The organism is Marivibrio sp. (assembly GCF_040218065.1).
Taxonomy (GTDB): domain Bacteria; phylum Pseudomonadota; class Alphaproteobacteria; order UBA8366; family Aestuariispiraceae; genus Marivibrio.
Genome location: NZ_JAVJQE010000010.1, coordinates 112,562 through 135,787 on the forward strand (window position 1 = coordinate 112,562; position 23,226 = coordinate 135,787).

The 23,226-nt window shown below is 68.6% G+C and carries 21 protein-coding genes and 1 tRNA gene; 4 read left to right on the top strand and 18 right to left on the bottom strand.

Annotation, left to right across the window (positions count from 1 at the left end):
- Window positions 1-163: 163 nt before the first annotated feature.
- The 4 genes from RIB45_RS10555 to RIB45_RS10570 are packed head-to-tail and all read right to left on the bottom strand — an operon-like array spanning window position 164 to window position 5,474.
- The gene (locus RIB45_RS10555) at window positions 164-847 is read right to left on the bottom strand and encodes a sarcosine oxidase subunit gamma (RefSeq protein WP_350050230.1); all 684 of its coding nucleotides are present in this window, start codon (window positions 845-847) and stop codon (window positions 164-166) included.
- The gene (locus RIB45_RS10560; protein WP_350050231.1) at window positions 840-3,854 is read right to left on the bottom strand and encodes a sarcosine oxidase subunit alpha family protein; all 3,015 of its coding nucleotides are present in this window, start codon (window positions 3,852-3,854) and stop codon (window positions 840-842) included. Before RIB45_RS10560 ends, RIB45_RS10555 begins: the two co-directional genes overlap by 8 nt.
- Window positions 3,851-4,213, bottom strand: a complete 363-nt coding sequence (locus RIB45_RS10565; protein WP_350050232.1) for a sarcosine oxidase subunit delta — start codon at window positions 4,211-4,213, stop codon at window positions 3,851-3,853. Before RIB45_RS10565 ends, RIB45_RS10560 begins: the two co-directional genes overlap by 4 nt.
- A 16-nt stretch (window positions 4,214-4,229) precedes the next feature.
- Complete coding sequence (locus RIB45_RS10570) at window positions 4,230-5,474, bottom strand: sarcosine oxidase subunit beta family protein (protein WP_350050233.1); 1,245 nt, start codon at window positions 5,472-5,474, stop codon at window positions 4,230-4,232.
- A gap of 517 nt (window positions 5,475-5,991) precedes the next feature.
- Between RIB45_RS10570 and RIB45_RS10575 the strand changes: the two genes are divergently transcribed.
- Window positions 5,992-7,038, top strand: coding sequence for a GlxA family transcriptional regulator (locus RIB45_RS10575; protein WP_350050234.1), 1,047 nt, complete (start codon window positions 5,992-5,994; stop codon window positions 7,036-7,038).
- A 139-nt stretch (window positions 7,039-7,177) separates the two neighbouring features.
- Here RIB45_RS10575 and metZ read toward each other — a convergent pair whose 3' ends face one another.
- The 8 genes from metZ to RIB45_RS10615 form a co-directional block, all read right to left on the bottom strand.
- A complete protein-coding gene (gene metZ, locus RIB45_RS10580; protein WP_350050235.1) occupies window positions 7,178-8,416 on the bottom strand; it encodes an O-succinylhomoserine sulfhydrylase in 1,239 nt (412 codons plus the stop codon).
- Between the two features lie 13 nt (window positions 8,417-8,429).
- Entirely contained in the window at window positions 8,430-8,849 is a 420-nt protein-coding gene (locus tag RIB45_RS10585) for a rhodanese-like domain-containing protein (RefSeq protein WP_350050236.1), read from the bottom strand.
- An 80-nt stretch (window positions 8,850-8,929) separates the two neighbouring features.
- Window positions 8,930-9,301: a hypothetical protein gene (locus RIB45_RS10590; protein ID WP_350050237.1), complete on the bottom strand. Its 372-nt coding sequence runs from the start codon at window positions 9,299-9,301 to the stop codon at window positions 8,930-8,932.
- Between the two features lie 2 nt (window positions 9,302-9,303).
- On the bottom strand, window positions 9,304-10,149 hold the full coding sequence (locus RIB45_RS10595; protein WP_350050238.1) for a helix-turn-helix domain-containing protein: 846 nt from the start codon (window positions 10,147-10,149) through the stop codon (window positions 9,304-9,306).
- 64 nt (window positions 10,150-10,213) lie between these two features.
- Entirely contained in the window at window positions 10,214-10,681 is a 468-nt protein-coding gene (locus RIB45_RS10600) for a hypothetical protein (RefSeq protein WP_350050239.1), read from the bottom strand.
- A 107-nt stretch (window positions 10,682-10,788) separates the two neighbouring features.
- On the bottom strand, window positions 10,789-14,304 hold the full coding sequence (locus tag RIB45_RS10605) for a class I SAM-dependent DNA methyltransferase (protein WP_350050240.1): 3,516 nt from the start codon (window positions 14,302-14,304) through the stop codon (window positions 10,789-10,791).
- Between the two features lie 139 nt (window positions 14,305-14,443).
- Window positions 14,444-14,656: a SlyX family protein gene (locus tag RIB45_RS10610; RefSeq protein ID WP_350050241.1), complete on the bottom strand. Its 213-nt coding sequence runs from the start codon at window positions 14,654-14,656 to the stop codon at window positions 14,444-14,446.
- The gene (locus RIB45_RS10615; RefSeq protein ID WP_350050242.1) at window positions 14,653-15,429 is read right to left on the bottom strand and encodes a DUF4197 domain-containing protein; all 777 of its coding nucleotides are present in this window, start codon (window positions 15,427-15,429) and stop codon (window positions 14,653-14,655) included. The genes RIB45_RS10610 and RIB45_RS10615 overlap by 4 nt, the downstream gene beginning before the upstream one ends.
- Before the next feature lie 208 nt (window positions 15,430-15,637).
- Here RIB45_RS10615 and RIB45_RS10620 point away from each other — a divergent pair, with 208 nt between their 5' ends.
- Window positions 15,638-16,303, top strand: coding sequence for a hypothetical protein (locus RIB45_RS10620; protein WP_350050243.1), 666 nt, complete (start codon window positions 15,638-15,640; stop codon window positions 16,301-16,303).
- A 3-nt stretch (window positions 16,304-16,306) separates the two neighbouring features.
- Window positions 16,307-16,708 carry a DUF4189 domain-containing protein gene (locus RIB45_RS10625; protein ID WP_350050245.1) on the top strand — a complete coding sequence of 134 codons (402 nt, stop codon included), beginning with the start codon at window positions 16,307-16,309 and terminating at the stop codon, window positions 16,706-16,708.
- A 7-nt stretch (window positions 16,709-16,715) separates the two neighbouring features.
- On the opposite strand, the gene RIB45_RS10630 is transcribed toward RIB45_RS10625, so the two are convergent.
- Entirely contained in the window at window positions 16,716-17,756 is a 1,041-nt protein-coding gene (locus RIB45_RS10630; RefSeq protein WP_350050246.1) for a hypothetical protein, read from the bottom strand.
- Between the two features lie 61 nt (window positions 17,757-17,817).
- On the opposite strand from RIB45_RS10630, the gene RIB45_RS10635 reads away from it, so the two are divergent.
- On the top strand, window positions 17,818-18,213 hold the full coding sequence (locus tag RIB45_RS10635) for a hypothetical protein (RefSeq protein WP_350050247.1): 396 nt from the start codon (window positions 17,818-17,820) through the stop codon (window positions 18,211-18,213).
- A 71-nt stretch (window positions 18,214-18,284) separates the two neighbouring features.
- Here the strand turns inward: RIB45_RS10635 and RIB45_RS10640 are convergent.
- The 5 genes from RIB45_RS10640 to mreC all read right to left on the bottom strand — a co-directional run bounded on the left by RIB45_RS10640 (window position 18,285) and on the right by mreC (window position 23,206).
- A tRNA-Lys gene (locus RIB45_RS10640) sits at window positions 18,285-18,360 on the bottom strand.
- 102 nt (window positions 18,361-18,462) lie between these two features.
- Window positions 18,463-19,614, bottom strand: a complete 1,152-nt coding sequence (gene rodA, locus RIB45_RS10645; RefSeq protein WP_350050249.1) for a rod shape-determining protein RodA — start codon at window positions 19,612-19,614, stop codon at window positions 18,463-18,465.
- A complete protein-coding gene (gene mrdA / locus RIB45_RS10650) occupies window positions 19,614-21,536 on the bottom strand; it encodes a penicillin-binding protein 2 (RefSeq protein ID WP_350050250.1) in 1,923 nt (640 codons plus the stop codon). Before mrdA ends, rodA begins: the two co-directional genes overlap by 1 nt.
- A gap of 24 nt (window positions 21,537-21,560) precedes the next feature.
- Complete coding sequence (gene mreD, locus RIB45_RS10655) at window positions 21,561-22,094, bottom strand: rod shape-determining protein MreD (RefSeq protein WP_350050251.1); 534 nt, start codon at window positions 22,092-22,094, stop codon at window positions 21,561-21,563.
- A 77-nt stretch (window positions 22,095-22,171) separates the two neighbouring features.
- Window positions 22,172-23,206, bottom strand: coding sequence for a rod shape-determining protein MreC (gene mreC, locus RIB45_RS10660; RefSeq protein ID WP_350050252.1), 1,035 nt, complete (start codon window positions 23,204-23,206; stop codon window positions 22,172-22,174).
- Between the last annotated feature and the right edge of the window lie 20 nt (window positions 23,207-23,226).

Genomic DNA, 23,226 nt, shown 5'->3' on the forward strand with positions numbered 1-23,226 from the left:
TCTGCGGCCGGGACGACGGGGACTCCGGCTTTCTTTGAGCAAAAAACCCGTCCCTGCGAAAGCGGCGACTCCTGCCTGAGGCCTGTCACATCGTTGCCGGCGGGCGCCACGTCCCGCCGCCTCAGGCAGGGTCCCGCTTGTCATCGAGAGGCGTAGAGGGCCTTTACGCCCCCGCCCACTCCCGCGCGCCGTCGGCGAAGTAGTCCCAGAGGTAGCGGGCGAAGGACCAGCGGATCTGGACGTCGTAGACAGCCGAGCCGTCGTCGAGCGCGTCGATCTGGGCTGCGAAGATCGCCGCGTGGTGGAAGACCGTGCCGGCGCATTTGCCGGGGCCGAAGGCCCGCGGGTGCAGGTCGAGGGGGCAGCCCTTCTGCATTAGGGCGCGAGCCTTGAGGCCCGAAACCCGGATCACGGTGTAGTAGTCCGAGACGTCGACGGCGGCGTGGTGGATCCCGTCCAGCGCGGCGTCGAGCTTCGCCTTCAGCGGCCCCTCCGCCCCCTCCGGGGCATAGATCATCCAGTGATCCGGGCCCACCCAATGGATGCGGTAGCCGTCATGGTCGAGGAAGCGGAGCGGCTCGGTCGGCAGCGAGGCGCCGAGGACCTTGGCCGCCGCGGTCATGAAGCTCGAATTCGAAGGATCGCCGCGCAGGCTGATCTTGCCGATGAACGGCCGCTCCTCAAACGTCACCGGCCCGCCGGTCGGGCCGACGAGGCCCGCCAGCGGCGAGCGCGCGCCGGCGGCGTCGAGCGAGGCCGGCGTCGCAGGCGTCGAGCCTTCCGGCGGCGGGTTCGCGAAGGCGGCGCCGGCCGCCGCGAGGCGCTGGGTCACACCGGGTTCAGCCATTGGTCCGGCTCCCTTCCTTGTCGAAGAACACGGGCTCGCACAGCGTCACCCGATGCACCGTCTCGCCGTCCATCATGGGCGCGTAGAGCGTCTCGCCGATGCGGTTGCGGCCGTCCTTGATGAGGCCCATCGCGATCGAGCGCCCGACATTCGGGCTCCTATAGCTCGACGTCACATGGCCCAGCATGGGGATCGGCGGGCGGCCCGGCTTCTCCACCAGATGGGCGCCTTCGGGCAGGACCACGTTCGGGTCCTCCGTCAGGATCCCGACCAGCTGCTTCCTGCCCTCGCGCGCGGTGTCGGAACGGAAGTGCGAGCGCCGGCCGAGGAAATCGTCCTTCTTCTTCGAGACGATCCAGTCCATGCCCAGATCCATCGGCGTCACCGTGCCGTCCGTGTCCTGGCCGGCGATGATGAAGCCCTTCTCGGCGCGCAGCACATGCATGGTCTCGGTGCCGTACTGGACGAGGCCGTGGCGATAGCCGCGTTCCAGGATCGTGGTCCAGACCGACAGGCCGAAGCGCGCCGGCACGTTGATCTCATAGGCCAGATCGCCGGTGAAGCTGATTCGGAAGACGCGCGCCGGCGCGCCGGCGACCGTCCCTTCCCGGAAGGTCAGGAACGGGAAGGTCGCCGGATCGACGTCGATGTCGTCGGTGAGCTCCGCCATCAGCGCCTTCGCATTCGGCCCTGTGATCGTGCAGACCGCCCACTGCTCGGTGACCGAGGTGCAGTAGACGCGGCGGTCCGGCCATTCGGTCTGCAGCCACTCCTCCAGCCAGCCCATGACGCGCGCGGCGCCGCCGGTGGTGGTGGTCATGTGGAAGTGATCTTCGGCGAGCCGCGTGGTGACGCCGTCGTCGAAGACCATGCCGTGCTCGTTCAGCATCAGCCCGTAGCGCGCGGAGCCGACCTTCAGCTGATCCCACTTGTTGGTGTAGATCATGTTGAGGAACCAGGCGGCGTCCGGCCCCTGGATGTCGATCTTCCCCAGCGTAGAGGCGTCGAGGAGCCCGCAGGTCTCGCGCGCCTGACGGCATTCGCGCTGGACCGCCTCCTCCATGTCCTCGCCGTCCTTCGGAAAGTACCAGGGGCGCTTCCAGTCCCCGACGTCCTCGAACACCGCGCCGTTGGCGACATGGGCGGGGTGCATCGGCGTCGTGCGCTCCTGCAGGAACAGCGCGCGTCGGTTTTGCCCCGTCACCGCGCCGAAGGGGGTGGGAACGTAGGGCGGGCGGAAGGTGGTGGTGCCGACCTCCGGGATCTGCGCGCCGCGGATCTCCGCCATCACGGCGAGAGCGTTGACGTTGGACGTCTTGCCCTGGTCGGTGCCCATGCCGGTCGTGGTGTAGCGCTTCAGATGCTCGACCGAGATGTAGCCTTCTCGTGCGGCAAGATGGATGTCGGCCGCGGTCACGTCGTTCTGGTGGTCGTGGAAGTGCTTCTTGCCGTGGCCGAGGGGCTTGTCGGAGGGCACGATCCAGACCTGACGGGCGGGGCCCTCCTCCTCGATCTCGACGGCCGGCGCTTCCGGCGCGGCGCCGTCGCCGAAGCCCGCGTCCTTGGCCGCCGCGGCCCCTGCCGCCAACCCTTCGGCGAGGCAGCCCGCCAGATCGAAGGTCCCGTTCCCGGCGCCGACGCTGCGGGTCGGCTGCTGGCAGAAATGTGGGACGAAGCACTGCTTGTCGTCGTCCCATTTCAGTTTGCCTCTGGCCTGGCTGAAGAGATGCACCGTCGGGTTCCAGCCGCCGCCGACCGCGATGCAGTCGCAGCCGAGCGAGTAGGGCGCGCCCTTCAGGCTCTTGCCGTCCTCCGACAGCTCGGCCACGTCGCAGCCGTGCAGCGCCTTGGTTCCGCGCGTGCCGGTGATCCCGCAGCCGGCGTGGATTTCGATGCCGGCCGCGCGCGCCTTGTCGATCAGCGGGCCTTTCGGGTCGGGGCGCAAATCGACGATCTCGACCTTCGCGCCGGCGGCCTTGGCGTCCAGCGCGGTCTTGTAGGCGCTGTCATGGCCTGTGAAGACCACGATCTCGCGCCCCGGCAGCACGCCGTAGCGGTTGATGTAGGTGCGCGCGGCGGAGGCCAGCATCACGCCCGGCCGGTCGTTGTCGGCGAACAGCAGCGGTCGCTCGATCGAACCCTGCGCCAGGATCGTCTGGCGGGCGCGGATCTTCCAGAAGCGCTGGCGCGGGACGCCGTCGTCGACCTGAGGGCCCAGATGGTCCGTCACCCGCTCGCAGGCGGTCAGGAAATTGTGGTCGTAATAGGCGGTGACCGTCGTGCGCGGGAGGAGGGTGACCTCCTCCATCGCCTGAAGCTCCGCCACCGTCTTCTCGATCCAGGCGTCGGCCGGCTCGCCGTCGACCTCGAGCACATCGGACAGCAGCGAGCCGCCGAATTCCGGGCCCTCGTCGGCCAGGATCACGCGCGCGCCGGCGCGGCCCGCGGCCAGCGCGGCGGCGAGGCCGGCCGGGCCGCCGCCCGCGATCAGCACGTCGCAATGCTCGAAATGCTGGGCGTAGCTGTCGGGGTCCCACTCCATCGGGCTTTCGCCCATGCCGGCGGCCTTGCGGATCACCTTCTCGTAGACCGGCTCCCACAGCTTCCGCGGCCACATGAAGGTCTTGTAGTAGAAGCCGGCCGGGAAGAAGCGCGAGAGCTTGGAGTTGATCGCGCCGATGTCGAACTCCACCGACGGCCAGCAGTTTTGCGGCCGGGCCGTCAGGCCTTCATAGAGCTCGGTGACCGTGGCGCGCGTGTTTGGCTCGGTCCGCGCGCCTTCTTCGAGTTGCACGACCGCGTTCGGCTCTTCGGAGCCGGCGGTCATGATCCCGCGCGGGCGATGGTACTTGAAACTGCGCCCGACGAGGCGCACGCCGTTCGCCAGCAAGGCGGAGGCGAGCGTGTCGCCCGGGTGGCCCATATAGCGCGCGCCGTTCCAGGTGAAGCTGAGCGTGCGGGAGCGGTCGATCCGCCCTTTGCCCTCGATGCGGTGGCTCTGACTCATTTCTGCTCTCCGCCCTCAGCGGTCTGACCGGCGGTCTTGGCCGTCTCGTACTGCGCGCGCGTCGTGAGGCCGTCCCAGTCTTCCGGGACCCACGGCTTCTCTTCGCCCATTGTGTAGACGTCCCAGAAGACGTCGGTCACCGTGTGGCGCACGGCGTTGAACCACTTGCCGCAGCCGTGGCTGTGGACCCAGCGCTCGAAATGCACGCCCTTGGGGTTGTCGCGGACGTAGATGTAGGCGCCCCACTCCTCGTCGGAGAGCTTGGCGGGGTCTTCCGGCCGGGCGATGTGGGCCTGGCCGCCGGCGGAGAATTCGATCTGCTCGCGCTCGCCGCACCAGGGGCATGTGATCATCAGCATCGAAAATTCCTCCCGGTCAGTGCGCGACGGCGGCGGCGGCCGCTTCGTCGATCAGCGCGCCGGTGTAGAAGCGGTCCATCGAGAAGGGGGCGGCGATGGGATGCATCTCGCCCTTGGCGATGGAGTGCGCGAAGACGTGGCCCGAGCCCGGCGTCGCCTTGAAGCCGCCGGTGCCCCAGCCGCAGTTGAAATAGAGGTTCTCCACCGGCGTCTTGGTGATGATCGGCGAGCGGTCGACGGTCACGTCGGTGATGCCGCCCCATTGGCGCATCATCCGCACGCGGCTGAAGATCGGGTAGAGCTCCACCACCGGGCCGGCGACATGCTCGATCTGATCGAAGCTGCCGCGCTGGGAGTAACTGACATACGGGTCGCCGGAGCCGCCGATCACCAACTCCCCCTTGTCGGACTGGCTGATATAGGCGTGGATCGCGTTCGACATGATGACGCAGTCGATCACCGGCTTCAGCGGCTCGGACACGAAGGCCTGCAGCGGGAAGCTCTCCAGCGGCATGCGGAAGCCCGCCATCTCGGCCATCACCGAGGTGTGGCCGGCGGTCACGACGCCGACCTTCTTGGCGCCGATATAGCCGCGGCTGGTCTCGACGCCCTTCACGACGCCGCCCTCGACCTTGAAGCCGGTCACCTCGCAGTTCTGGATGACGTCGACGCCCATCGCGTCGATCGCGCGGGCGTAGCCCCAGGCGACCGCGTCATGGCGGGCCGTGCCGCCGCGGCGCTGCAGGAGCGCGCCCATCACCGGATAGCGGCACTCCAGATTGATGAAGGGGACCATCTCCTTCACCTGCGCGGGGGAGATGAACTCGCTGTCGATGCCGTTCAGCTTGATGGCGTGGCCGCGCCGGCCGATCTCCTGCATGTCGTGGACGTTGTGCGCCAGATGCAACAGGCCGCGCTGGGAGAACATCACATTGTAGTTCAAATCCTGGCTCATGGTCTCCCAGAGCTTGACCGCGTGATCGTAGAGCGCGGCCGATTCGTCCCACAGATAGTTGGAGCGCACGATGGTCGTGTTGCGGCCGGTGTTGCCGCCGCCGAGCCAGCCCTTCTCGATCACGGCCACGTTGGTGATCCCGCACTCTTTGGCGAGATAGTAGGCCGTCGCCAGCCCGTGACCGCCGCCGCCGACGATGATCACGTCGTATTCCGGCTTAGGATCGGGGCTGCGCCAGGCCTTCTGCCAGTTTTCGTGATAGCTGAGCGCGTTGCGGATCAGCGAGAAGATCGAGTATTTCGTCATCGCGAGAGCGCCACCTGTCGGTCGGGCGCGCCGGTCGGCGGAAGCGTCTCCGCAATTCAGTCGATCGGCGGCGCCGGAGCGGGGCGGGACGCGCGGGCGCGCCCCTCCCATCGGAGCGCGCGTTATAGGACGGGCCGGCCGCTGCGCCTTTATGCGCGGCGACAGATACTCTATCCAGCGCGACATTCGCCCATGTCGCGTCGGCGAGAAGATCAGAAAGAAATCCGCGGGAATCTTGGGGATAGGACCTGTCGCGTCTGCGCAAGCGACCGCAGAGGCACGCGCCCGGCCGCCGCATTTGAAGCGTTTGACAAAGGCGCACGCCCGTCGCATAGAGCCGTGTCGCTTCACGGCTAAAGGCGGCGTGGCGGCGGGGAGGCGTTTAGGCTAACCTCGTCAAGGGGATAGATCGATCAACGACGCCCCGGCCATGTCGCGACCTGACAAAAAGCGACCGGCTTGGTCTGACTGGCGGACGGCGTTCCGTCAGGTCTAGTGGACGGCGGGGTTGGTCGGTATGGTCGAACGGATGTTCAAGAGCGTCGGCGGCGGTCCGGACCGTCTGACGTTGGTTCTCATTCCCAATTTCTCGATGATCGCCTTCACCAGCGTGGTGGAGCCTTTGCGGCTCGCCAACTATGTGAGCGGCAAGACGCTATATGAGTGGGAGATCGCCAGCCGCGACGGCCAGTCGGTGGTCGCCTCCAACGGCATCTCGATCGCGGCGACCAAATCGGTGGCAGACTACGATCGGACGCCGCCCAACGTCATCCTGTGCTCCGGCGTCGACGCGCACGTCTACAAGGACAACGCCGTGTTCGGCTGGCTGCGTCGCTGGGCGCGCGAGGGCGCGCATATCGGCGCGATCTGCACCGGGGCGCATGTGCTGGCGCACGCCGGCCTGCTGACCGGCTATCGCTGCACCTTGCATTGGGAGAATCTCGACAGCTTCCTGGAGGAGTTCCCCGATCTCGACGTGCGCGCCGAACTCTACGAGATCGACCGCGACCGGTTCACCTGCGCGGGCGGCGTCGCCGCGCTCGACATGATGTTGAGCGAGATCGGCGCGGCGCACGGGCCCGAGCTCGCCTCCGCCGTCTCCGAACAGTTCATGCATGAGCGCATGCGCGAGGGCTCCGACGATCAACGCCTGCCGCTGCAGGCGCGCCTGCGCATCAGCCATCCCAAGCTGATCCGCGCCATCGCCGAGATGGAGAAGAATACGGAGGAAGCCCTCTCGCGCGACGACATCGCCGAGCGCGTGGGCCTGTCGCGCCGGCAGTTGGAGCGGCTGTTCCGCCGCTACCTGAACACCAGCCCGGCGCGCTATTACCTCAAGCTCCGCCTCAATCGGGCGCGCACGCTCTTGACCCAGACGACGATGCCGGTGACCGAGGTCGCCTTCGCCAGCGGCTTCACGTCGGCCTCGCACTTCTCGAAATGCTATCGCGACATGTTCGGCCGCACCCCGCGCGCCGAGCGCCGCGGCCCCGGCGTCAGCCCGGAAGTCCGCGCCGCCGGCGAGGCCGACGTCTATGGCGACGTCGCGGAGGAGGCGGAGTAGGGGGCGCTTTCGCCCCAGCGGGCGTCCCCGCGAAGGCGGGGACCTTTCTCGATCCGCTCCTCCGCCTCAGCGGGCCTCTTGAGGCCCCGCCTTCGCGGGAGCGCAAGCCGCGCAAACGCGCCCGCGCAGGCCAGCCCCGTCACCCCAACGCCCGATCCAGATCCGCGATCAGATCCTCCGCCGTCTCCAGCCCGACCGAGAGGCGGATCACCCCGTCGGTGATGCCGAGGCGCGCGCGTTCTTCAGGGGCGAGGCGCTGGTGCGTCGTGGTGGCGGGATGGGTGACGAGGCACTTGGCGTCGCCCAGATTGTTCGAGATGTCGATCAGGCGCAGCCGGTTGAGCGCGCGGAAGGCGGCCTCTTTTCCCCCTGCGACCTCGAACGTGACGAGCGTCCCGAAACCCGACATCTGATGGCGCGCCAGATCGTGCTGCGGGAAGCTTTTCAGCCCCGGATGCCAGACCCGCGTCACCCCGCGCCCCCGCGTCTCCAGGAAACGGGCGATGCGCATGGCGCTTTCGCATTGCCGCTCGACCCTGAGCGGCAGCGTCTCCAGCCCCTTCAGCAGCACCCAGGCGTTGAAGGGCGACAAGGCCGGGCCGGTGTGCCGATAGAAGGGGGTGAAGGTCTCCTCGATGAAACTCTTCGAGCCGAGCACCGCGCCGCCCAGGCAGCGGCCCTGGCCGTCGATATGCTTGGTCGCGGAATAGACGACGACGTCCGCGCCCAGCGTCAGCGGGCGCTGCAGCAGCGGGGTCGCGAAGACGTTGTCGACGACGACGCAGGCCCCCACCGCATGCGCCATCTCGGCTACGGCCGGCAGGTCGACCAGCTCCAGCATCGGGTTCGACGGCGTCTCCAGGAAGACCGCCTTCGCGCCCTTCGCCAGCGCCGCGCGCCAGGCCTCCAGATCCGCGCCGTCGACCAGCTCGCAGGTCACGCCGAAGCGCGGCAGGATTTCCGAGACGACGACCCGGCAGCTGCCGAACAGCGCCCGCGTGGCGACCAGCCGGTCGCCGGCGGAGAGCTGGCAGGCGAGCGCGGCGAAGACGGCCGCCATTCCGCTGGCCGTCGCGCGGCAGGCTTGCGCCCCCTCCAGCTGGGCGAGGCGCTCCTGCAGGATCGAGACGGTCGGATTGCCGTAGCGCGAATAGATATAGGCGTCGTTCTCGCCCTTGAAGGCGGCCTCCGCCTGCTCGGCCGTCTCATAGACGTAGCCGGAGGTGAGGGCGAGCGGCTCCGCCGTCTCGCGGTGCGGCCCGCGCGCGTAGCCGCCGCGCACCAGCAGGGTGTCGCGGCTCCAGCTCTCAGGATCCCGGCCCTCGGCGCCCCGTCCCTCCGGACCGTCGCCCGGTTCCAACTCGACGCTGTCGGTCATCTCCGCTGCGGCCTCACCCCTGAATCCAGGGCAGGCCTGCGACCTTCCAGCCGCCGACGACGCCGCGGTGATGGCGCGCGTCCTTGTCGCCCTCGAAGCCCTCGGCGATGTTGTAGCAGCGTGCGTAGCCGGCCTCCGTCAGCGCGACCGCCGCCGCGCGCGAGCGCACGCCCGACCGGCACAGGAACAAGACCGGCGCCTCCGGATCGGGGGCCGCCTGCTCGGCCTGGGCCGCGAAGTCGGGGTTGGGGGAGCCGTCGGGGAAGCGTTGCCACTCGATGAACTGCGCCCGCCGGCCGAGCGGGGAGAGGTCCGGCACGCCGACATACTGCCACTCCGCCATCGTGCGCACGTCGATCAGAACCGCATTCGGCTCTTTCTCAAGCAGCGCCCACGCCTCGCCCGGGGCCAGATCGCCCGCATAATCCGCCATGTCGCTCACCTCCCGATCATAAGGTCGGCAGGGTGGTACGATAATTCTACACAAAAGAAAAGGGAAAAGCCGCGGGCGCGTTAGTGGGTCACGTTGTGGAGGATCTGAAGCGCTACAATCAGCAGGCCGCCCACCCGGAGCACGGTCATCCACCCGCTGTAGTTCTCCAACGCCTTCTGGTAAGCGCCGTGGGCGGCGTTGAGCTCCACCCGCCGCATCTCCTCCCCGCCGACGGCGTCCCCTCGACTAATTCGTCGACGTCTCAAGCGGTAGTCGATCAAGAGATAGGTCTCTCGAATTGTCGGCACTGCGGCCATGGCGAGCCCTACCAAGAGAAGGAGATCCGGCGTCGTGACCTCCAGCTCCGGAAAGAAGGCGGAATCCGACGGGGCAGGGCCGGCGGCTTCGCCTTGAGCCCCGGCGGCTTCGCCATGGGGGGCGCTCTCCGTCATGGTCAATCATCGTGCGCCAGGGCGCGATTTGCGACGACGGGTTGGGTGATGCCCAGCACGACCCCTTCGCCAAACTTCATATCTTCTGCGCTGTATCGCGCGGCGAGGCCCGCCAGGGCGGACTGCAGGATCTCAACAACCGTCTCGCCGTGCTCCAGCCGATCCCTGATGATCTCGGCCAGTTTCTCGTCCGGGGGGTGCCCCGAGAAATAATTCGATCCGACCAACGGCGTGAACATCCGCATGGAGGCCGGATTATCCTCGACGATCAGATGGTTCCCCGCAATGAGGAAGGTGTCCGGGTCGACGTTCAGACAAACGCTCATCCGTGCGGTCTGCTTCTCACTGACCTTGCGGCGGGCGAGCTGCGCCCTTCTAAGCGCCATCGCCTCTTTCCAGAAGTTCGGGAGCGTGGTCTCCACCTCCAACGGCACCGCCTCCTCGGCAGCCGCCATCTCGTGGACCCTGGCCGCGTCCGCCGAGGCCGCCGGGGGAGAGACCGCCGCCTCTTCCTCCGACGGCGTCGCGGACGCCGGCTCGATCACAAGCGGCACGCCCAAGGCGTCGGCGATGCGGCACAACACCGCCGCGGTAGGCCCGTGGCGACCGCTTCCGCGCTCTATACCGCTGACGGCGGATTGCTTGAGGCCCGCCCTCTCCGCAAGTTGCGCCTGCGTGAGGCCGAGCGCTTTGCGCTGCTCCTGGACGCGCCGGCCGACTCGCATGGCGTATGAGGTCGTCGGCGCGGCGGCGGCGATCTCAGGCTGCTCTGCTTCGAGCCGTTGCAGGACGGTCTCGAAAGACGTCGACAGCTTGTGGTCCGCGCCGAAATTCCAGCGCTTGGTCATCCAGCCTTCAGGCTTCGAACTCATGGGGTGCTCCTCAGTAACCAAAGGAACGCGCCTTGCGCGCTTAGCCGTCCAGAGACGCCTCAAGCGCCGCAAGTCGCGGTTCGATAACGTCGCAAAGCAGGTCGACGCCGGAGACGGCGTCTTCATCCAGCCCGACATGAAGAACCAGGACCGTCATGACCGGGGCGTCGTCCTCGCCGCCGGGCAGCAGCGTCCAGACGACCTCGAGGTCGTCCATGCGCCATTTGTACAGCGGCGCGCCGCCGGTGACGGCGTGGCTCCAACACCAGAAGCTTCTGCGGTTCTCCATCGGATCAGGAGACGGCCTCTCCTTCGGAACATTGATCCTCAACTCCCTCCAGACCAGGTCTAGAAGCGGCGCGGCCGAAACCCGAGAGGGCGAGCGCGCCGCTTCGTTCAACCGCATCAGGACGGAGATGTACTGCGCCCCGACCGACGCGTCTTCCGGCCCCGTCTCGGACGATGACGCCGAGTCCGGACCATAGAACAGAAACTTCCACAGCGTCATGATATAATGAACTCGCTATATTTATCAACCATGTCAGGAATTTCCCCCATTTGAACACTTTTCAGGAGAATTTTAGAGTGTGCGCAATTCATCGAACTCGCCGGCCGTCACTCCGCCGAGAGATAGCCGTCGCCGGCGCGTTCGGCCCGCCCGGTGACGACGAGCGTGCGCAGCACGTCCTCGACCTTGCGCTGGACGCGCCGGCCCTGGCGGAAGCGGCTCGCCACCTCCTCGGGCAGCAGGATGCCGTCGCTGGCGGTCAGCACGCCGCGGATCGCGCGCACCTGGTCGGGCAGATCCGAGGGCAGGCTCGGCTTCTGCGCCTTGGCCTCGGCCGCGACCAGCTCGGCCTCCATCTGGTCGGTCTGCTGCGAAGCGGGCGCCTTGGGGGCCTGGAAGGCGGGGCGCAGCCAGCGGATTTTTCCGCGCCGCTCCTCCGCCGCGCGGGCGGCGTTCAGGTCCACGAGGCGCTGCAGAATCTCCGCCTCCGACAGTTCCAGCGGCCAGCCGTAGGCGTCGGCCACCGCCGCGTCTAGATCGTCATGCAGCGACTGCAGCACGCCGACGAGGCCGGCGTCGTAGACGTCCCGCTCCGCCTCGCCCAGCGTCTCGCCCGCCCGGACCTTCTCCAGCACGTTATAGAGCTTGGTCATGGTCAGCTGCTTGCGCCGATCCAGCACCTGCTTGCGATGCGCGTCCAGCTTCTCCCCCAGATCGCGAATGCGCTCGCGCACCGGCGGCGCGGGGTCGGGGAAGGGGAAGGGGTCGAAGCAGCGGGTCTTGTTGTAGCGTGGATCGTTGCCCACCCCCAGCCGCCCGCCCGCCGCCAACGCCCAGGCCACATGGATGCGCGAGGAGAGGACGCCGAGATGGAAGGCGTCTTCCAAGGCGATGCAGACCAGCATGTTGTCGGGCGCGACCTGCGCATCGAAGAATTGGAAGAAGCGATGCTTAGAGGTTTCGACGGTTGCAATAAATCTGATCAGGCTCGCCATTGCTTTGCGCAATTCGCTTCGCGGCTTGCCAAACTGGTGCCAGCGCCTCGCGTATTCGGTGGCGTCTTTGGTTGCACCAGTTCTTGCCTGTCTGTCGGGGCGCACACGATCATGGAGCCACTGATAAACCTCAGGAAATCTTTCCTGGGTCTGATCTTGCGTTAAACCGAACAGATCAATCACCATCACGCCGCGAGGGCGGCTAGTCAGATCCCGCCCGTTCCGGTAGGGCCTGATGTGCCGCTCCAACCCCGGCGTCGAGCCGAGGCCGAGGCCCTTCGCCTCCTGCGGCGTCACGATGAAGCCGGCGCCGTGCAGCTTCACGCCGGGGGAGCAGAGCCATTCGTTGGCCAGCAGCGGCGTCGCCGCGGTCGTATTGGCCCCCACCGTCAAATTCGACCAGATCTTGCCCTCGGTCGCGTCCAGCATCACCGTCGGCGCGTCGGTGTTGAGGTCGGCCTCATGGATGACGCGGCGCAGGACGCCGTCATGCTCGCCGGCCGCGCCGACGGTCATGGCGATGCGCACGGCCGCGCGGTCCGCCGCCTTCATCCAGGGATGGTCCGGCACGGCGAAAAGGAGAGAGAGCGGCTTCTTCGCGCCCAGGTGCCGTTCGATCACCTTGCGGGAGAACTTCTGGGTGATCGAGTTGGTGGTGATGAAGCCGAAGCGCCGCGCCTTGCCGGCCCGCGCCGTCTCCGCCGCCTTGTCCCAGAAATGCATCACCAGATCGGCGCCGCCCGGCATGTGCGGGCGCGCCTTCCACAAGGCCTCCGCATAGCCGTCGCCGAGCTCGGCGCGCAGATCCTTGCCCCCGATGAACGGCGGATTGCCGACGATGAAGTCCGCCTCCGGCCAGCGGGCGGCCTTGGGGTTCTTGTAGCGTTTCAGTTCGATCCGCGCGGCGTCGTCCGGCACCTCCTCGCCGGTGACGGGGTGGAGCTTCATGGTGCGGCCGTCCCAGCGGCTGACGGGTCGGCCCTGGCCGTCGCGCTGCAATTCCTCTCCGTCGTGGGCGAGGAGCGCGTCGCGGCATTCGATGTTGGCGAAGTTCTTGAGGATCGGCTCCTTCACTTCCGCGCCGCGCCCGCGGGTGCGGAAGTGCCATTGCAGATAGCCGATCCAGAGGACCAGCTCCGCGATCGCGGCGGCGCGGGGGTTTAGCTCGATGCCCAAAAACTGATGCGGGTCGACCGTCATGCGGTCGAGGTCGAAATTGTCCTGCCCGCCCAGGTCCGAGAGCGCCTCAAGCACCTCCCCCTCCAGCCGCTTCATCAACTCCATCGCGACATAGAGGAAGTTGCCGGTCCCGCAGGCGGGGTCGAGGACCCGGATCTCGCAGAGCTTCCGGTGGAAGGCGGCGACCGCCTCCCGGGCGCGCTTGATCTCGCCGTCGTCGCGGTATTGCTGGGCGGCGGCGTGGACGTCGGTCCACTCGTCGCTCAGCGGCTCGATCAGGGTGGCGACCACCAGCCGCTCCACATAGGCGCGCGGCGTGTAGTGGGCGCCGAGCGCGTGGCGCTCCTGCGGGTCGAGGGCGCGCTCAAGCAGCGTTCCGAAGATCGCCGGCTCCACGTCCTTCCAGTCGCGGCGGGCCGCGATGGTGAGCCATTTCAGCTCGTCCGCCGTGATCGGCAGCGCGCTCGCCTCGCGGAAGAGGCCGCCGTTGAACTTCTTCACGTCCTCGCGCAGGGCCGGGGAGAAGCCGCCCTTGTTCATCGTCGACCACATCTCTTCGAGCGCCAGATGCACCCGCTCCGGCCGGTCGGCGTAGTCTTCGAGCAACTGCGTGAAGACGCCCTTGCGCAGCAGGTCGATGTCTTCGGCGAACATGGTGAAAAGGCAGCGCATCAGGAAGGTCGCGACCAGTTCGGCCACCGCGCGGCGGGCCTCCGGCCCTTCCTTCGCACGCTCCTTCAGCAGCCGGGTTTCCAGCGACTTCGAGAGCTCGGCCAGCAGCGCGGCCACGTCGCGCGTCACCTCGGCGCTGCGCCGGGCGGGGTTCAGGCTTTCCGGATCCGTCCAGACCCGGCGCAGGCGCTCCCGCACGGTCTCGTCCGCCAGGTCCTCCATATGGATGCGGAAGGCGGTGCGGTCGGGGAACTGGGCGTAGTGCTTTCCCTGCAGTGAGAAGTCGGCGTAAAGCTCGATCACGTGGCCCACGTCGACCACCACCAGGAAAGGCGGCCAGCCCTCGGCGGCGGGAAGGTTCTTGGCGTAGCGCTCGGCCTGGGCCCGGGCGTTGCGCATCATCACGTCCCACTGCGCGCCGCCGCGTCGGCCGGAGCCGGTGCGCTGCGCCGGCATGTCGATCTCCAGCTGGCGGACTTCACGCAGCTGGTCGACGCGCTTCGCGCTCTGCTTGGCCTCCAGGACGAAGCAGCCGCGCTTATAGAGGTCGATGAAGTTTCGGCTGTCTGGCCCGTCGAGCCTGCGGTTCGGCACCGCGCGCTCGAACACGTAGGCGTTGCGGGACTCGTCGGCGCTCGCGGCCTCCGGCTTCGGCGCGCCGATCAGCGCGCACAGCTCCGTCAGGAAGAGCTGGTAGTTCGACCGCTCGCCCCCGTCGCTCGCCGCCCACTTGTCGATGAACGCCCGCGCCGCCGCGTCGGTATCGGCCCCCGACATCTACCCCCTGCTCACCCTGCGTGCGGGCCTGTCGCCCTGCAGCTTGAGGTAAGTCTAGGCGGCGAAGACTCGTCATGCGAGTCTTTTTGAAAACACACCTATTTTGCGGCGCGCTGCTCCCGCGCTCCGTCGGCTCAATTCAATAATGCGGCGGTTTCTGGTGGACCGGCGTTCCGGCGCGGTCCAGCGCGTCGGCGACGTCGCCGAGCGTGCGGTCGGCCTCGTCGAGGCGGGCCTTGAGGCGCTCGATCTCGCGGGCCTGGCGGGCGGCGACGTCGGAGAGGTCGTCGACCATGCGCTCGAAATGGGCGAGGCGGATCTCGAGATCTTCGAGCTTCGAGGCGTCGCTCACGGCCCGAAGACCTCCTTGAGCAATTCGGTCGTCCGCGCGGTCGGGTTCGCGCGGATCGCCGCCTCCTCGCGCGCGAGGAAGAGGAAGAGAGCGTCCGTCGCCTCGCTCGTCGCGTGCGCCGTCAGGTCGCCCGTGACGTCGGGAACGAGAGGGAGCGTCCGGTAACGCCCGAGCATTCGGTCGAGCGCCGTCAGCGCGCCGACCTGCTCCAGCTCCGCGCGGATGATCGGCTTCAGCGTCGCCTCGATCTCGCCGCCGGCGGTGCGCCGGAAATACTGCGTCGCGGCGTCGTCCGGGCCGTCCAGGATTCCGCGGGCGTCCTCCAGCGTCATCTGCCGGATCGAGGAGGCGAGGATCTGGCCCGCCTCCGGCATCGCGGCCTCGGCCCCGCGATTGAGCCGGCGCTCCACCTCGTCGCCGTAGCCGCCGAGGCCCACGCCTTCCAGCAACTCCTGCGCGCGGCGCAGGTCGTCGGGCAGGGGGATGTGCACTTCCGGATCGTCGAGGAAGCCGCCGTCGGCGCCCAGATCGGCGACGACCCGATCCGCGCCGACCGACAGCGCCTCTTTCAGGCCGTCGATGATGCGCGCCTCGGACAGGCCGGCGTCCCCGCCGCCTTCAGAAGAGGACGAGCCCTGCAGCGTCTTCAGCGCGTCGCCCGCCCGGTCGAGCCAGCTTTGCGCGGCGGCGGGTCCGGCGGTCGCGAGCGCGGCGCTCGCGATCGGGACGGCGGCGAGGAGGGCGGCGGCGAGGAGGCGAGCTGGCTTCATCATGCCGATAGGGTGACGCCGTCCGCCCGGTTTCGCAAGCGGGGCGGGGGCGGGCGCCGACAGGCGGCCCCGCGCCGTCCGCCCGCGCGGCGGGCGTGTAAAATGTACATTAAATTCCGAACGATAAAGGTTGTCGCGGCGCACCGCCGGGCGTTGACTGGAGGCCGGTTCGGGGCCGTTCGGCCCCAATGACGACGCATAGGAGGACGTCATGACGCGCAGTCCCTCTCTTCCCCGTCGCAAGCGCGCCCTGCTCGCCTCGGCGGCGCTCGGTCTCGCGCTTGCGGCCGCTCCGTTCGCGATCGGCGGGTCTTTGTCGATCGACGATGCGAGCGCGTTTGCGCAAGGCGGCGGCAACGGCGGCGGCGGCAACGGCGGCGGCGGCGGCAACGGCGGCGGCGGCGGCAACGGCGGCGGCAACGGCGGCGGCGGCAACGGCGGCGGCAACGGCGGCGGCGGCAACGGCGGCGGCGGCAACGGCGGCGGCGGCAACGGCGGCGGCAACGGCGGCGGCGGCGGGAACGCCGGCGGCGGCAATGCGGGCGGCGCGGCGGCGTCCGGCGAAGCGCCGGGCGCGGCGACCTCCGCCGCCGCCACCTCCTCCGACACCAGCGGCCTCGCCAAGGCCGAGGCGGTCACCGATACGACTCCCGGTCTTGCGAAGGGCCTCTCCAAGGACGGCGAGGACGGCGAGGACGGCGAGGACGGCGAGGACGGCGAGGACGGCGAGGACGGCGATACGGCCGAGGACGACGGCGCCGAGGACGGCGACACCGCCGAGGACGGAGACACGGCCGACGCCGGCGACACCGGCGACACCGGCGACACGGAGGCCGGCGATACGACGAGCGGCGGCGAAGACGGTCTCGAAGGCTAAGCGGTGATCCGAGGGGGTCTGTTCGCGGCGCTGTCCGTCCTCGTGCTGGCGGGCTGCGCCGCGGTCTCCGGCATGCTGCCGGAGGAGGGCGCCGACAGCGGCGCCCCCTACGGCGCGGCGGCCTTCTCGCCGAGCTCGCGGGATTGGGCCCTGGCCACCGACGAGGCCTCGCCCGCCGCCGCGGCCGACACGGCGACGGCCGAGTGCGGCGGCGGCGATTGCGCGGTGATCGTCAGATTCGATCGCGGCCTGCGCTCGGCGCTCGCCCTCGACGTGACGGAAGCCGAACCGGGTCCCTTCGTCGCGGTGTCGAGCGCGACCGAGCGCGGGCGCGCCCAGGCGATGGAAAGCTGCGACGCCGCCGGCGGCGAAGACTGCATGGCGACGCCGGCCGTGTGCAACTGACGCCCGGCTAGCCGCCCCGCCCCTCGGAACGCGCCTCCACCTCGATCGCATCGACGCCGATAAAGCTGTTCAGGCGCGTCAGGCTGATCGTCGCGCGCCCGTCATGCAGGCTGAGCGTCTCGCTCACCGCGAGTTCGTAGACGACCCGGCGACCGTCGATCCGAGGCGTGCGGTCGCTGGTGACGACGCCCGGTCTGGGATCGTCGAGCAGGTGAAAGGTGATCCGCATGGCCTCTTCCGCGACCAGCGTCCGGGTCCAGCCCCGATCGTAGCGGTGGCCGAGATAGGTCCAATAAACGCCGAGCCCCTGCGCCGCGGCGGCGTCGCCCACGTCGTCGCTCGCGCCGTCGAGCGCGCCCAGCATCAGGCGCTCGCGCCCGTCAAGCGACAGCGGGCGGCGCCATTCGAAGGGCGCGCCCTGCTCGACCACGGCGAGATCGGGAAAACGGCGGAAGACCGAATGGAAGCGGGCGCGCTCGGAGAGCGGGCGCCAGACGCTTTCGGCCGGGACCCCGGCGCGCTGCAGGCGCTTCGCCTCCGCTTCGCCCAACAGCCGGCCGTGACGCTTGGGGGCGAGGCCGGTGTGCGGATCGAGCAGCGCCGGACCGCGGCCGGGCAGGTCGGCCCGCACGATCGTGTGCGCTTCGCCGGCCGCGCCGATGAGGTTCATCTGCGCGGCCGGCACGCCGTTCACCCGCAGCACATAAGCGAGCGAGCGCGCGGCGGCGTCGCAATGACCGGTCAGGTGGATCGCCTCGATCGCGCCCGGGGCGACGCGGAGCGGCTCCGGCAGAAGGCGATTCGAGAGAAAGGGACGAAGGCGCAGCAGCAGCGGTTGCGAGGCGCCGTCGGAAGGGGCTGAGTAGGTTTCGAAGATGCGGGCCGTCAAGGCCTGCGCGGCGCGTTCGGGCGCGCCGGAGAGGTCGAGGTCGGCCGCGAATTCGCGGGCGGCCTCCCGCCCTCGCGCCTCAAGCGCCGCGACGCCCGCCGCCCAGAGAAGCGGCGCGGCGAACGCCAACGCCGCCGCGGTCAAGAGGATCTTGCGCATCGCCCGGCCCTCCGTCTCACCGCCGCGCGCTGAGCGGCGCGGCGTCGTCTCCGGCAAGCTCATGCTCTACGAAGACACGAACGCGCCCTACAGCGCCGATCTCTTCCGCCACAAGTTCGCGGAGGTGCGCGCCCGCGTGGCCGAGAAATGGCCCGCCTTCGATCCCGACTGGAAGGATCCGGACGCCGAGCCGATCCCCACGGCCGCGCTCGAATTTCGCTTCCTGCGCCACACCGCCGTCACCAAGATGACCGAAGCCGGCGTCGACGCGCTCGCGATCGCCAAGGTCACCGGCCACAAGCCGACGACGATCCCCCAGATCGCCGAGCACTACCAGATCGACGCGCTCTCCGTCACCGCCGGCGCTCTCGAAAAACGCGCCGCTTTCGAAGCCGCCGCCGACGCGGCCGGGGACGCCTCGATCGACACGAAAAAGCCGGAGAGCTCGAAAGTCTGACGTCAGACTTTCAAAAGTCTGACAGCGGCTTCCGAGCCCTCCGGCTCAAGGGCCTAACCCCTCGAAAAACTTGGTGGGCCGTAAAGGACTCGAACCTTTGACCCGCTGATTAAGAGTCAGCTGCTCTACCAACTGAGCTAACGGCCCGCGGGGCGTCGGGGCGAGCTGCCGTCGCCGCCGACGCGGGCGGGTATATAGACGCCTCGATCGGGCTTGCCAACCCTTGAGATGCGAGCCGGCGGCGGCTCGTCAGCCGTGGTCCGACCAGCGCCGGCCGATGCGCACGTCGCGGTGGACGTAGACGTTCATCAGCAGGCCGAAACCGATCATCACGGTCAGCATCGCGGTGCCGCCGTAGGAGATCAGCGGAAGCGGCACGCCGACCACCGGGATCACCCCCATCACCATCGCGATGTTGATGAAAACGTAGAGCGAGAAGGTCGTCGTCACCCCCATGCCGACGAGGCGCGCGAACTGGCTGCGCGCGCGCACGGCGATGGCGAAGCCGTAGATCATGATCGCCGCGTAGAGCGCCATCAGCGCGAGCCCGCCGACCAGTCCGAACTCCTCCGCCAGCATGGTGAAGATGAAGTCGGTCTGCTTTTCGGGCAGGAAGTTGAGGTGGCTCTGCGTCCCGCGGATGAAGCCCTTGCCGGTCATTCCGCCCGAGCCCATCGCGATCTTCGACTGCAGAATATGGTAGCCGCTGCCGAGCGGATCCTGCTCCGGATCGAGGAAGGTGAGCACACGCTTCTTCTGATACTCGTGCAGGAAGTTCCAGGCGATCGGGATGGAGCCGAGCGCGCCCGCCCCCGCCACCACGAACTTCCAGAGCCGCACGCCCGCCAGGAAAAACAGCACGGCCGAGCCCGCCGCCAGCATCAGCGCCGTGCCCAGATCCGGCTGCCGCAGGATGAGGACCACAGGCGCGCCGACCATCAACGCCGGGGTGATCAGATAGGAGAGCCGCCCGATGTCCTCGAAATTCAGGGTGTGGAAATAGCGCGCCAGCGCCAACACCAGCGCGATCTTCATGATTTCCGAGGGCTGCAGTTGGAAGAAGCGCAGATCGATCCAGCGTTGCGCCCCCATGCCGATGGTCCCGGCGACCTCCACCGCCACCAGCAGGATCAGGGCCGCCGCGTAGATCGCATAGGCGTAGCGCATCCAGAACCGGATATCGATCAGCGCGACCGCCAGCATGACGGCGACCCCCATGCCGAAGCGCACCGCGTGGCGCGACGCCCACGGATCCCAAGAGCCGTTCGCCGCCGAATAGAGCATCGCCAACCCGACCCCGGTCGCCGCGGCCACCAGCAGGAACAGGCCCCAGTTGAGCTGCCAGATCTTTTGGCCGAGCGTCAGCTCCGGCGCCCGCAACTCCCCATGCCGCACGCGCATCAGCCCGCCCCCTCGGTTCGCACCGGCGCCGCGGCGGCGCCGGAGCCGGATCCGTCCTGTCCGCCGGCGTCCGAAACCGCCTGGCCTTCGATGCGCAAGACTTCCTCCAGCACGTCGCGCGCGATCGGCGCGGCCGCGGACGAGCCGCCGCCGCCGTGCTCCACGATGACCGAGACCACGTAGCGCGGATCGTGCGCCGGGGCGTAGCCGGCGAACAACGCGTGGTCGCGCAGCCGCCAGGCGATCTCGTCATCGTCTCGCATGCCGGCGTCGCGTTCCGCCTGGGTGATGCGTCGGACCTGGGCGGTGCCGGTCTTGCCGCCCATCGTCACATCGGTGTCGCGCAGTTTCGAGGCGCGGGCCGTCCCTTTGTCGCCGTTGACCACCTTGTCCATCGCCTCGCGGATGATCGCAAGATGACTTTTCGGCACCCCGACGTCGGGGAAGGGGTCGGGACGGCGCTCCTGGATCGTCGCGCCGTCGATATCGTGGAGCGCAAGGTGCGGGCGCACCGCCTTGCCGCCGTTGACCATGCGCGCCGTGGAGACCGCAAGCTGCAGCGGCGTCGTCAACACATAGCCCTGGCCGATGCCGATCACCAAGGATTCCCCCTGGTGCCAGGGCTGGCCCAGCGTCGCGCGCTTCCAGGCGCGGGTCGGGATCAGCCCGCCCCGCTCGCCCGACAGATCGATGCCGGTCGGCTCGCCCATGCCGAAGCGTTTCGCCATCTCCGCGATCCGGTCGACGCCGATGCGTCGCGCCACGTCGTAGAACCAGACGTCGCAGCTCTCCTCAATCGCGCTGACCATGTCCATCTTGCCGTGGCCCCAGCGCTTCCAGCAGTGGAAGCGCCGATCGCCAAGCTGCATGTGCCCGGGGCAGAAGACCGAGTGGTCGCGTCCGATGCCGTGCTCCAACGCCGCCAGCGCCACCGCCATCTTGAAGACGGAGCCGGGCGAGTACTGGCCGGCGATCGCCTTGTTGGTGAGCGGATGATAGGGGTTGTTGACGAGTTCGCGCCATTCCTCGGTCCGCAGCCCCTCGCTGAAGGCGTTGGGATCGTAGGACGGGATCGAGACCAAAGCGAGGATCGCGCCCGTGTGGACGTCCATGACGACGACGGAGGCCGCCTTCTCCTGTTTCAGCCGCTCGCCGATGAAGTCCTGCAGGCGCATGTCGAGCGTCAGGCGCACCTCGTGGCCGGGCTGGCCCTCCTGGCGGCGCAGTTCGCGGATGACCCGACCCAGCGCGTTGACCTCCACCTGGCTGGTGCCGGCCGAGCCGCGCAGCGCCAGATCGTACTCCTTCTCGATGCCGTTCTTGCCGATCCGAAAGCCCGGCAGCTCCAGGAGCGGATCGTCGCTCGCGGCGAGCTCCTTTTCCGAGACGGCCGCGACATATCCGATCACATGCGCCATGTTGGGGCCGTAGGGGTAATGGCGCGTTTGCCCGACGTCGATGTTGACGCCCGGCAGTTCGGGCGTGTTGACGCCCAGTCGGCTCACCTCCTCCCATGAGAGGTTCTCACGCACCGTGATGGGCACGAAGGCGCGCCGGCGGCTGGTTTCGCGCAGCACGCGCTTCACGTCATGCTCCGACAGATCGATCAGGCGCGAGAGCTTCAGCAGCGTCGCCTCCACTCCGTCGGCGTTGTTCGCTTGTTCCGGGACCAGCACGAGGCGGTAGTTCTGGATGTTGATCGCCAGATAGTCGCCCTTGCGGTCGGTGATGAAGCCGCGCGGCGGGGGCAGGAGACGGAAGTTGATGCGGTTCTCCTCCGCCAGCATCTTGTAGCGCTCGCTCTCCACGACCTGCAGGTAGTAGAGCCGCGCGCCCAGGCCGCCAAGCAACGCCATCTGCCCGCCGACCAGGAGCGCCGCCCGGCGGTTGAACAGTTTCGATCGTGTCTTCTCCGGCTTCATCGCGGCGCGCTCAACGCTTTGGGCTCAATGGTCGGGCTGCGGCAGGATCCGGTGGGCGGCGATGAAGCACGCCGCAACCGCCGGATAAATCACCGCCGTCAGCATCAGGGAGAACAGCGCCGGACGCGGGTCGATCGGCGCGCCCTTCAGCGCCGACATCAACAGCCACTCAACCGCGATCACGCCGGCGGCCACCAACATGAAACCCCACCAGACGACGCCGAAGCTCTTGCCGTGGAAGAAGCGCCGCTGCGAGACCACCAGCCCGTAGGCCACCAGCAGCGTAAAGGCGTGCACGCCGATCGGCGCGCCGGACAGCACGTCCTCGATCAGCCCCATCGCGAAGACGACGATCGCCGGCAACAGGTCGGGCCGGTATATCGCCCAGTAATAGACGCTCATCAACACCAGCGCCGGCGCGATATGGCTCCAGCCGGGGATCTTCGTCGGCGCCACGGACAGCAGGATGAGGGCGAGCGTCATCAACCCCGGCGCCAGGGAGCGCGCGAAGTTGTCGAGCTTGGCCCACGGACCGCCGCTTTTCACCGTCTGCATCATCGTCCGTCTCCGGCCGCCTCAAAGGCGGCGGCCGATATCTCGCGCGGCCCGCCGCCGGGGACCGCGCGCGTCGCCGATCATCCGCCCGTCGCGGTCGGTGCGGGCGCGGAAGCCTCCGGCGCGGACGCCGGCGGGGCGGGGACCGTCGGCCGCGTCTGCAACGACGGGTCTATCGTCTGGCGGCGCGCGGCCTCTTGCTCGCGCGCAGCCTCCGCGGCGCGGGCGGCGGCGCGCTCCGCCGCGGCTGCAGCCTCGATCTCGACCGGGCCGTCCTCCAGGATGCCGCCCAGGCCGAAATCCATCAACTCCACGAACTCCAGCCGATCCGGATCGGCGAAAGGCGCGACGCGCACGCCGGTCTCGCCCACCGCCACGACGCGTCCGACCGGCACGCCGGGCGGGAACGCCCCGCCGTGCCCGGAGGTGACGACCCGCTGGCCGACCTCGAGGTCTGAGTTGGCTGATAGATAGATCAATCGCGGACGCTGGGTGTTGTCGCCGGCCAGGATCGCGCGAACCCGCGTCTCTTCAATCACGACGGGGATGCGGCTGTTAAGGTCGGTGATCAGCAGCACTCGCGACGAGCGCTCGCCGACTTCGGCCACCCGGCCGATCAGCCCGTCGCCCGAGACGGCGGCTTGTCCCTTGCGCACGCCCCGATCGTCGCCGACATTCAGCAGCAGCGCGCGCACGAAACTTCCGCCGAAACCGATGACCCGTCCGGTGATGTAACGCTGGGCGTCGTCGCGCTGGAAGTTCAGCAGATCGCGCAGTTGCGCGTTCTCATGCTGCAAGGTGCGGGCGACGGCACGCCATTGCAGCAGCCGCTCGTTCTCCAGCCGCAGCCGCTCGTTCTCGGCGCGAATGGCGATCAGGTCGCGTCCTTCCTGCACGACGCTCTCCGCCGCCGTCATGGGCCGCGAGATGACGTCGAGGATCGGGGCGGCCGCGTCGGTGACGGCCGCGCGGGCGCGATCGAAGATCTGCGGATCGGTCTTGCCCCAAAGCATGAGGCCGACGGCGCTGGCCAGCAGCAAGAGGAACGCGGAGCGCTGCGCGAGCGTGCGCAGCGGCTGGGCGAATCGCAAGGCGTGACCGGACCTGTCGTTCACTGCCTTCTCTTGTCCTCCGA

Excerpts from the sequence above, each read along its gene's own strand:
- RIB45_RS10555 (WP_350050230.1), bottom strand. The coding sequence starts at position 847 with ATGGCTGAACCCGGTGTGACCCAGCGCCTCGCGGCGGCCGGCGCCGCC.
- RIB45_RS10560 (WP_350050231.1), bottom strand. The coding sequence starts at position 3,854 with ATGAGTCAGAGCCACCGCATCGAGGGCAAAGGGCGGATCGACCGCTCC.
- RIB45_RS10565 (WP_350050232.1), bottom strand. The coding sequence starts at position 4,213 with ATGCTGATGATCACATGCCCCTGGTGCGGCGAGCGCGAGCAGATCGAA.
- RIB45_RS10570 (WP_350050233.1), bottom strand. The coding sequence starts at position 5,474 with ATGACGAAATACTCGATCTTCTCGCTGATCCGCAACGCGCTCAGCTAT.
- RIB45_RS10575 (WP_350050234.1), top strand. The coding sequence starts at position 5,992 with ATGGTCGAACGGATGTTCAAGAGCGTCGGCGGCGGTCCGGACCGTCTG.
- metZ (WP_350050235.1), bottom strand. The coding sequence starts at position 8,416 with ATGACCGACAGCGTCGAGTTGGAACCGGGCGACGGTCCGGAGGGACGG.
- RIB45_RS10585 (WP_350050236.1), bottom strand. The coding sequence starts at position 8,849 with ATGGCGGATTATGCGGGCGATCTGGCCCCGGGCGAGGCGTGGGCGCTG.
- RIB45_RS10590 (WP_350050237.1), bottom strand. The coding sequence starts at position 9,301 with ATGACGGAGAGCGCCCCCCATGGCGAAGCCGCCGGGGCTCAAGGCGAA.
- RIB45_RS10595 (WP_350050238.1), bottom strand. The coding sequence starts at position 10,149 with ATGACCAAGCGCTGGAATTTCGGCGCGGACCACAAGCTGTCGACGTCT.
- RIB45_RS10600 (WP_350050239.1), bottom strand. The coding sequence starts at position 10,681 with ATGACGCTGTGGAAGTTTCTGTTCTATGGTCCGGACTCGGCGTCATCG.
- RIB45_RS10605 (WP_350050240.1), bottom strand. The coding sequence starts at position 14,304 with ATGTCGGGGGCCGATACCGACGCGGCGGCGCGGGCGTTCATCGACAAG.
- RIB45_RS10615 (WP_350050242.1), bottom strand. The coding sequence starts at position 15,429 with ATGATGAAGCCAGCTCGCCTCCTCGCCGCCGCCCTCCTCGCCGCCGTC.
- RIB45_RS10620 (WP_350050243.1), top strand. The coding sequence starts at position 15,638 with ATGACGCGCAGTCCCTCTCTTCCCCGTCGCAAGCGCGCCCTGCTCGCC.
- RIB45_RS10630 (WP_350050246.1), bottom strand. The coding sequence starts at position 17,756 with ATGCGCAAGATCCTCTTGACCGCGGCGGCGTTGGCGTTCGCCGCGCCG.
- RIB45_RS10635 (WP_350050247.1), top strand. The coding sequence starts at position 17,818 with ATGCTCTACGAAGACACGAACGCGCCCTACAGCGCCGATCTCTTCCGC.
- rodA (WP_350050249.1), bottom strand. The coding sequence starts at position 19,614 with ATGCGCGTGCGGCATGGGGAGTTGCGGGCGCCGGAGCTGACGCTCGGC.
- mrdA (WP_350050250.1), bottom strand. The coding sequence starts at position 21,536 with ATGAAGCCGGAGAAGACACGATCGAAACTGTTCAACCGCCGGGCGGCG.
- mreD (WP_350050251.1), bottom strand. The coding sequence starts at position 22,094 with ATGATGCAGACGGTGAAAAGCGGCGGTCCGTGGGCCAAGCTCGACAAC.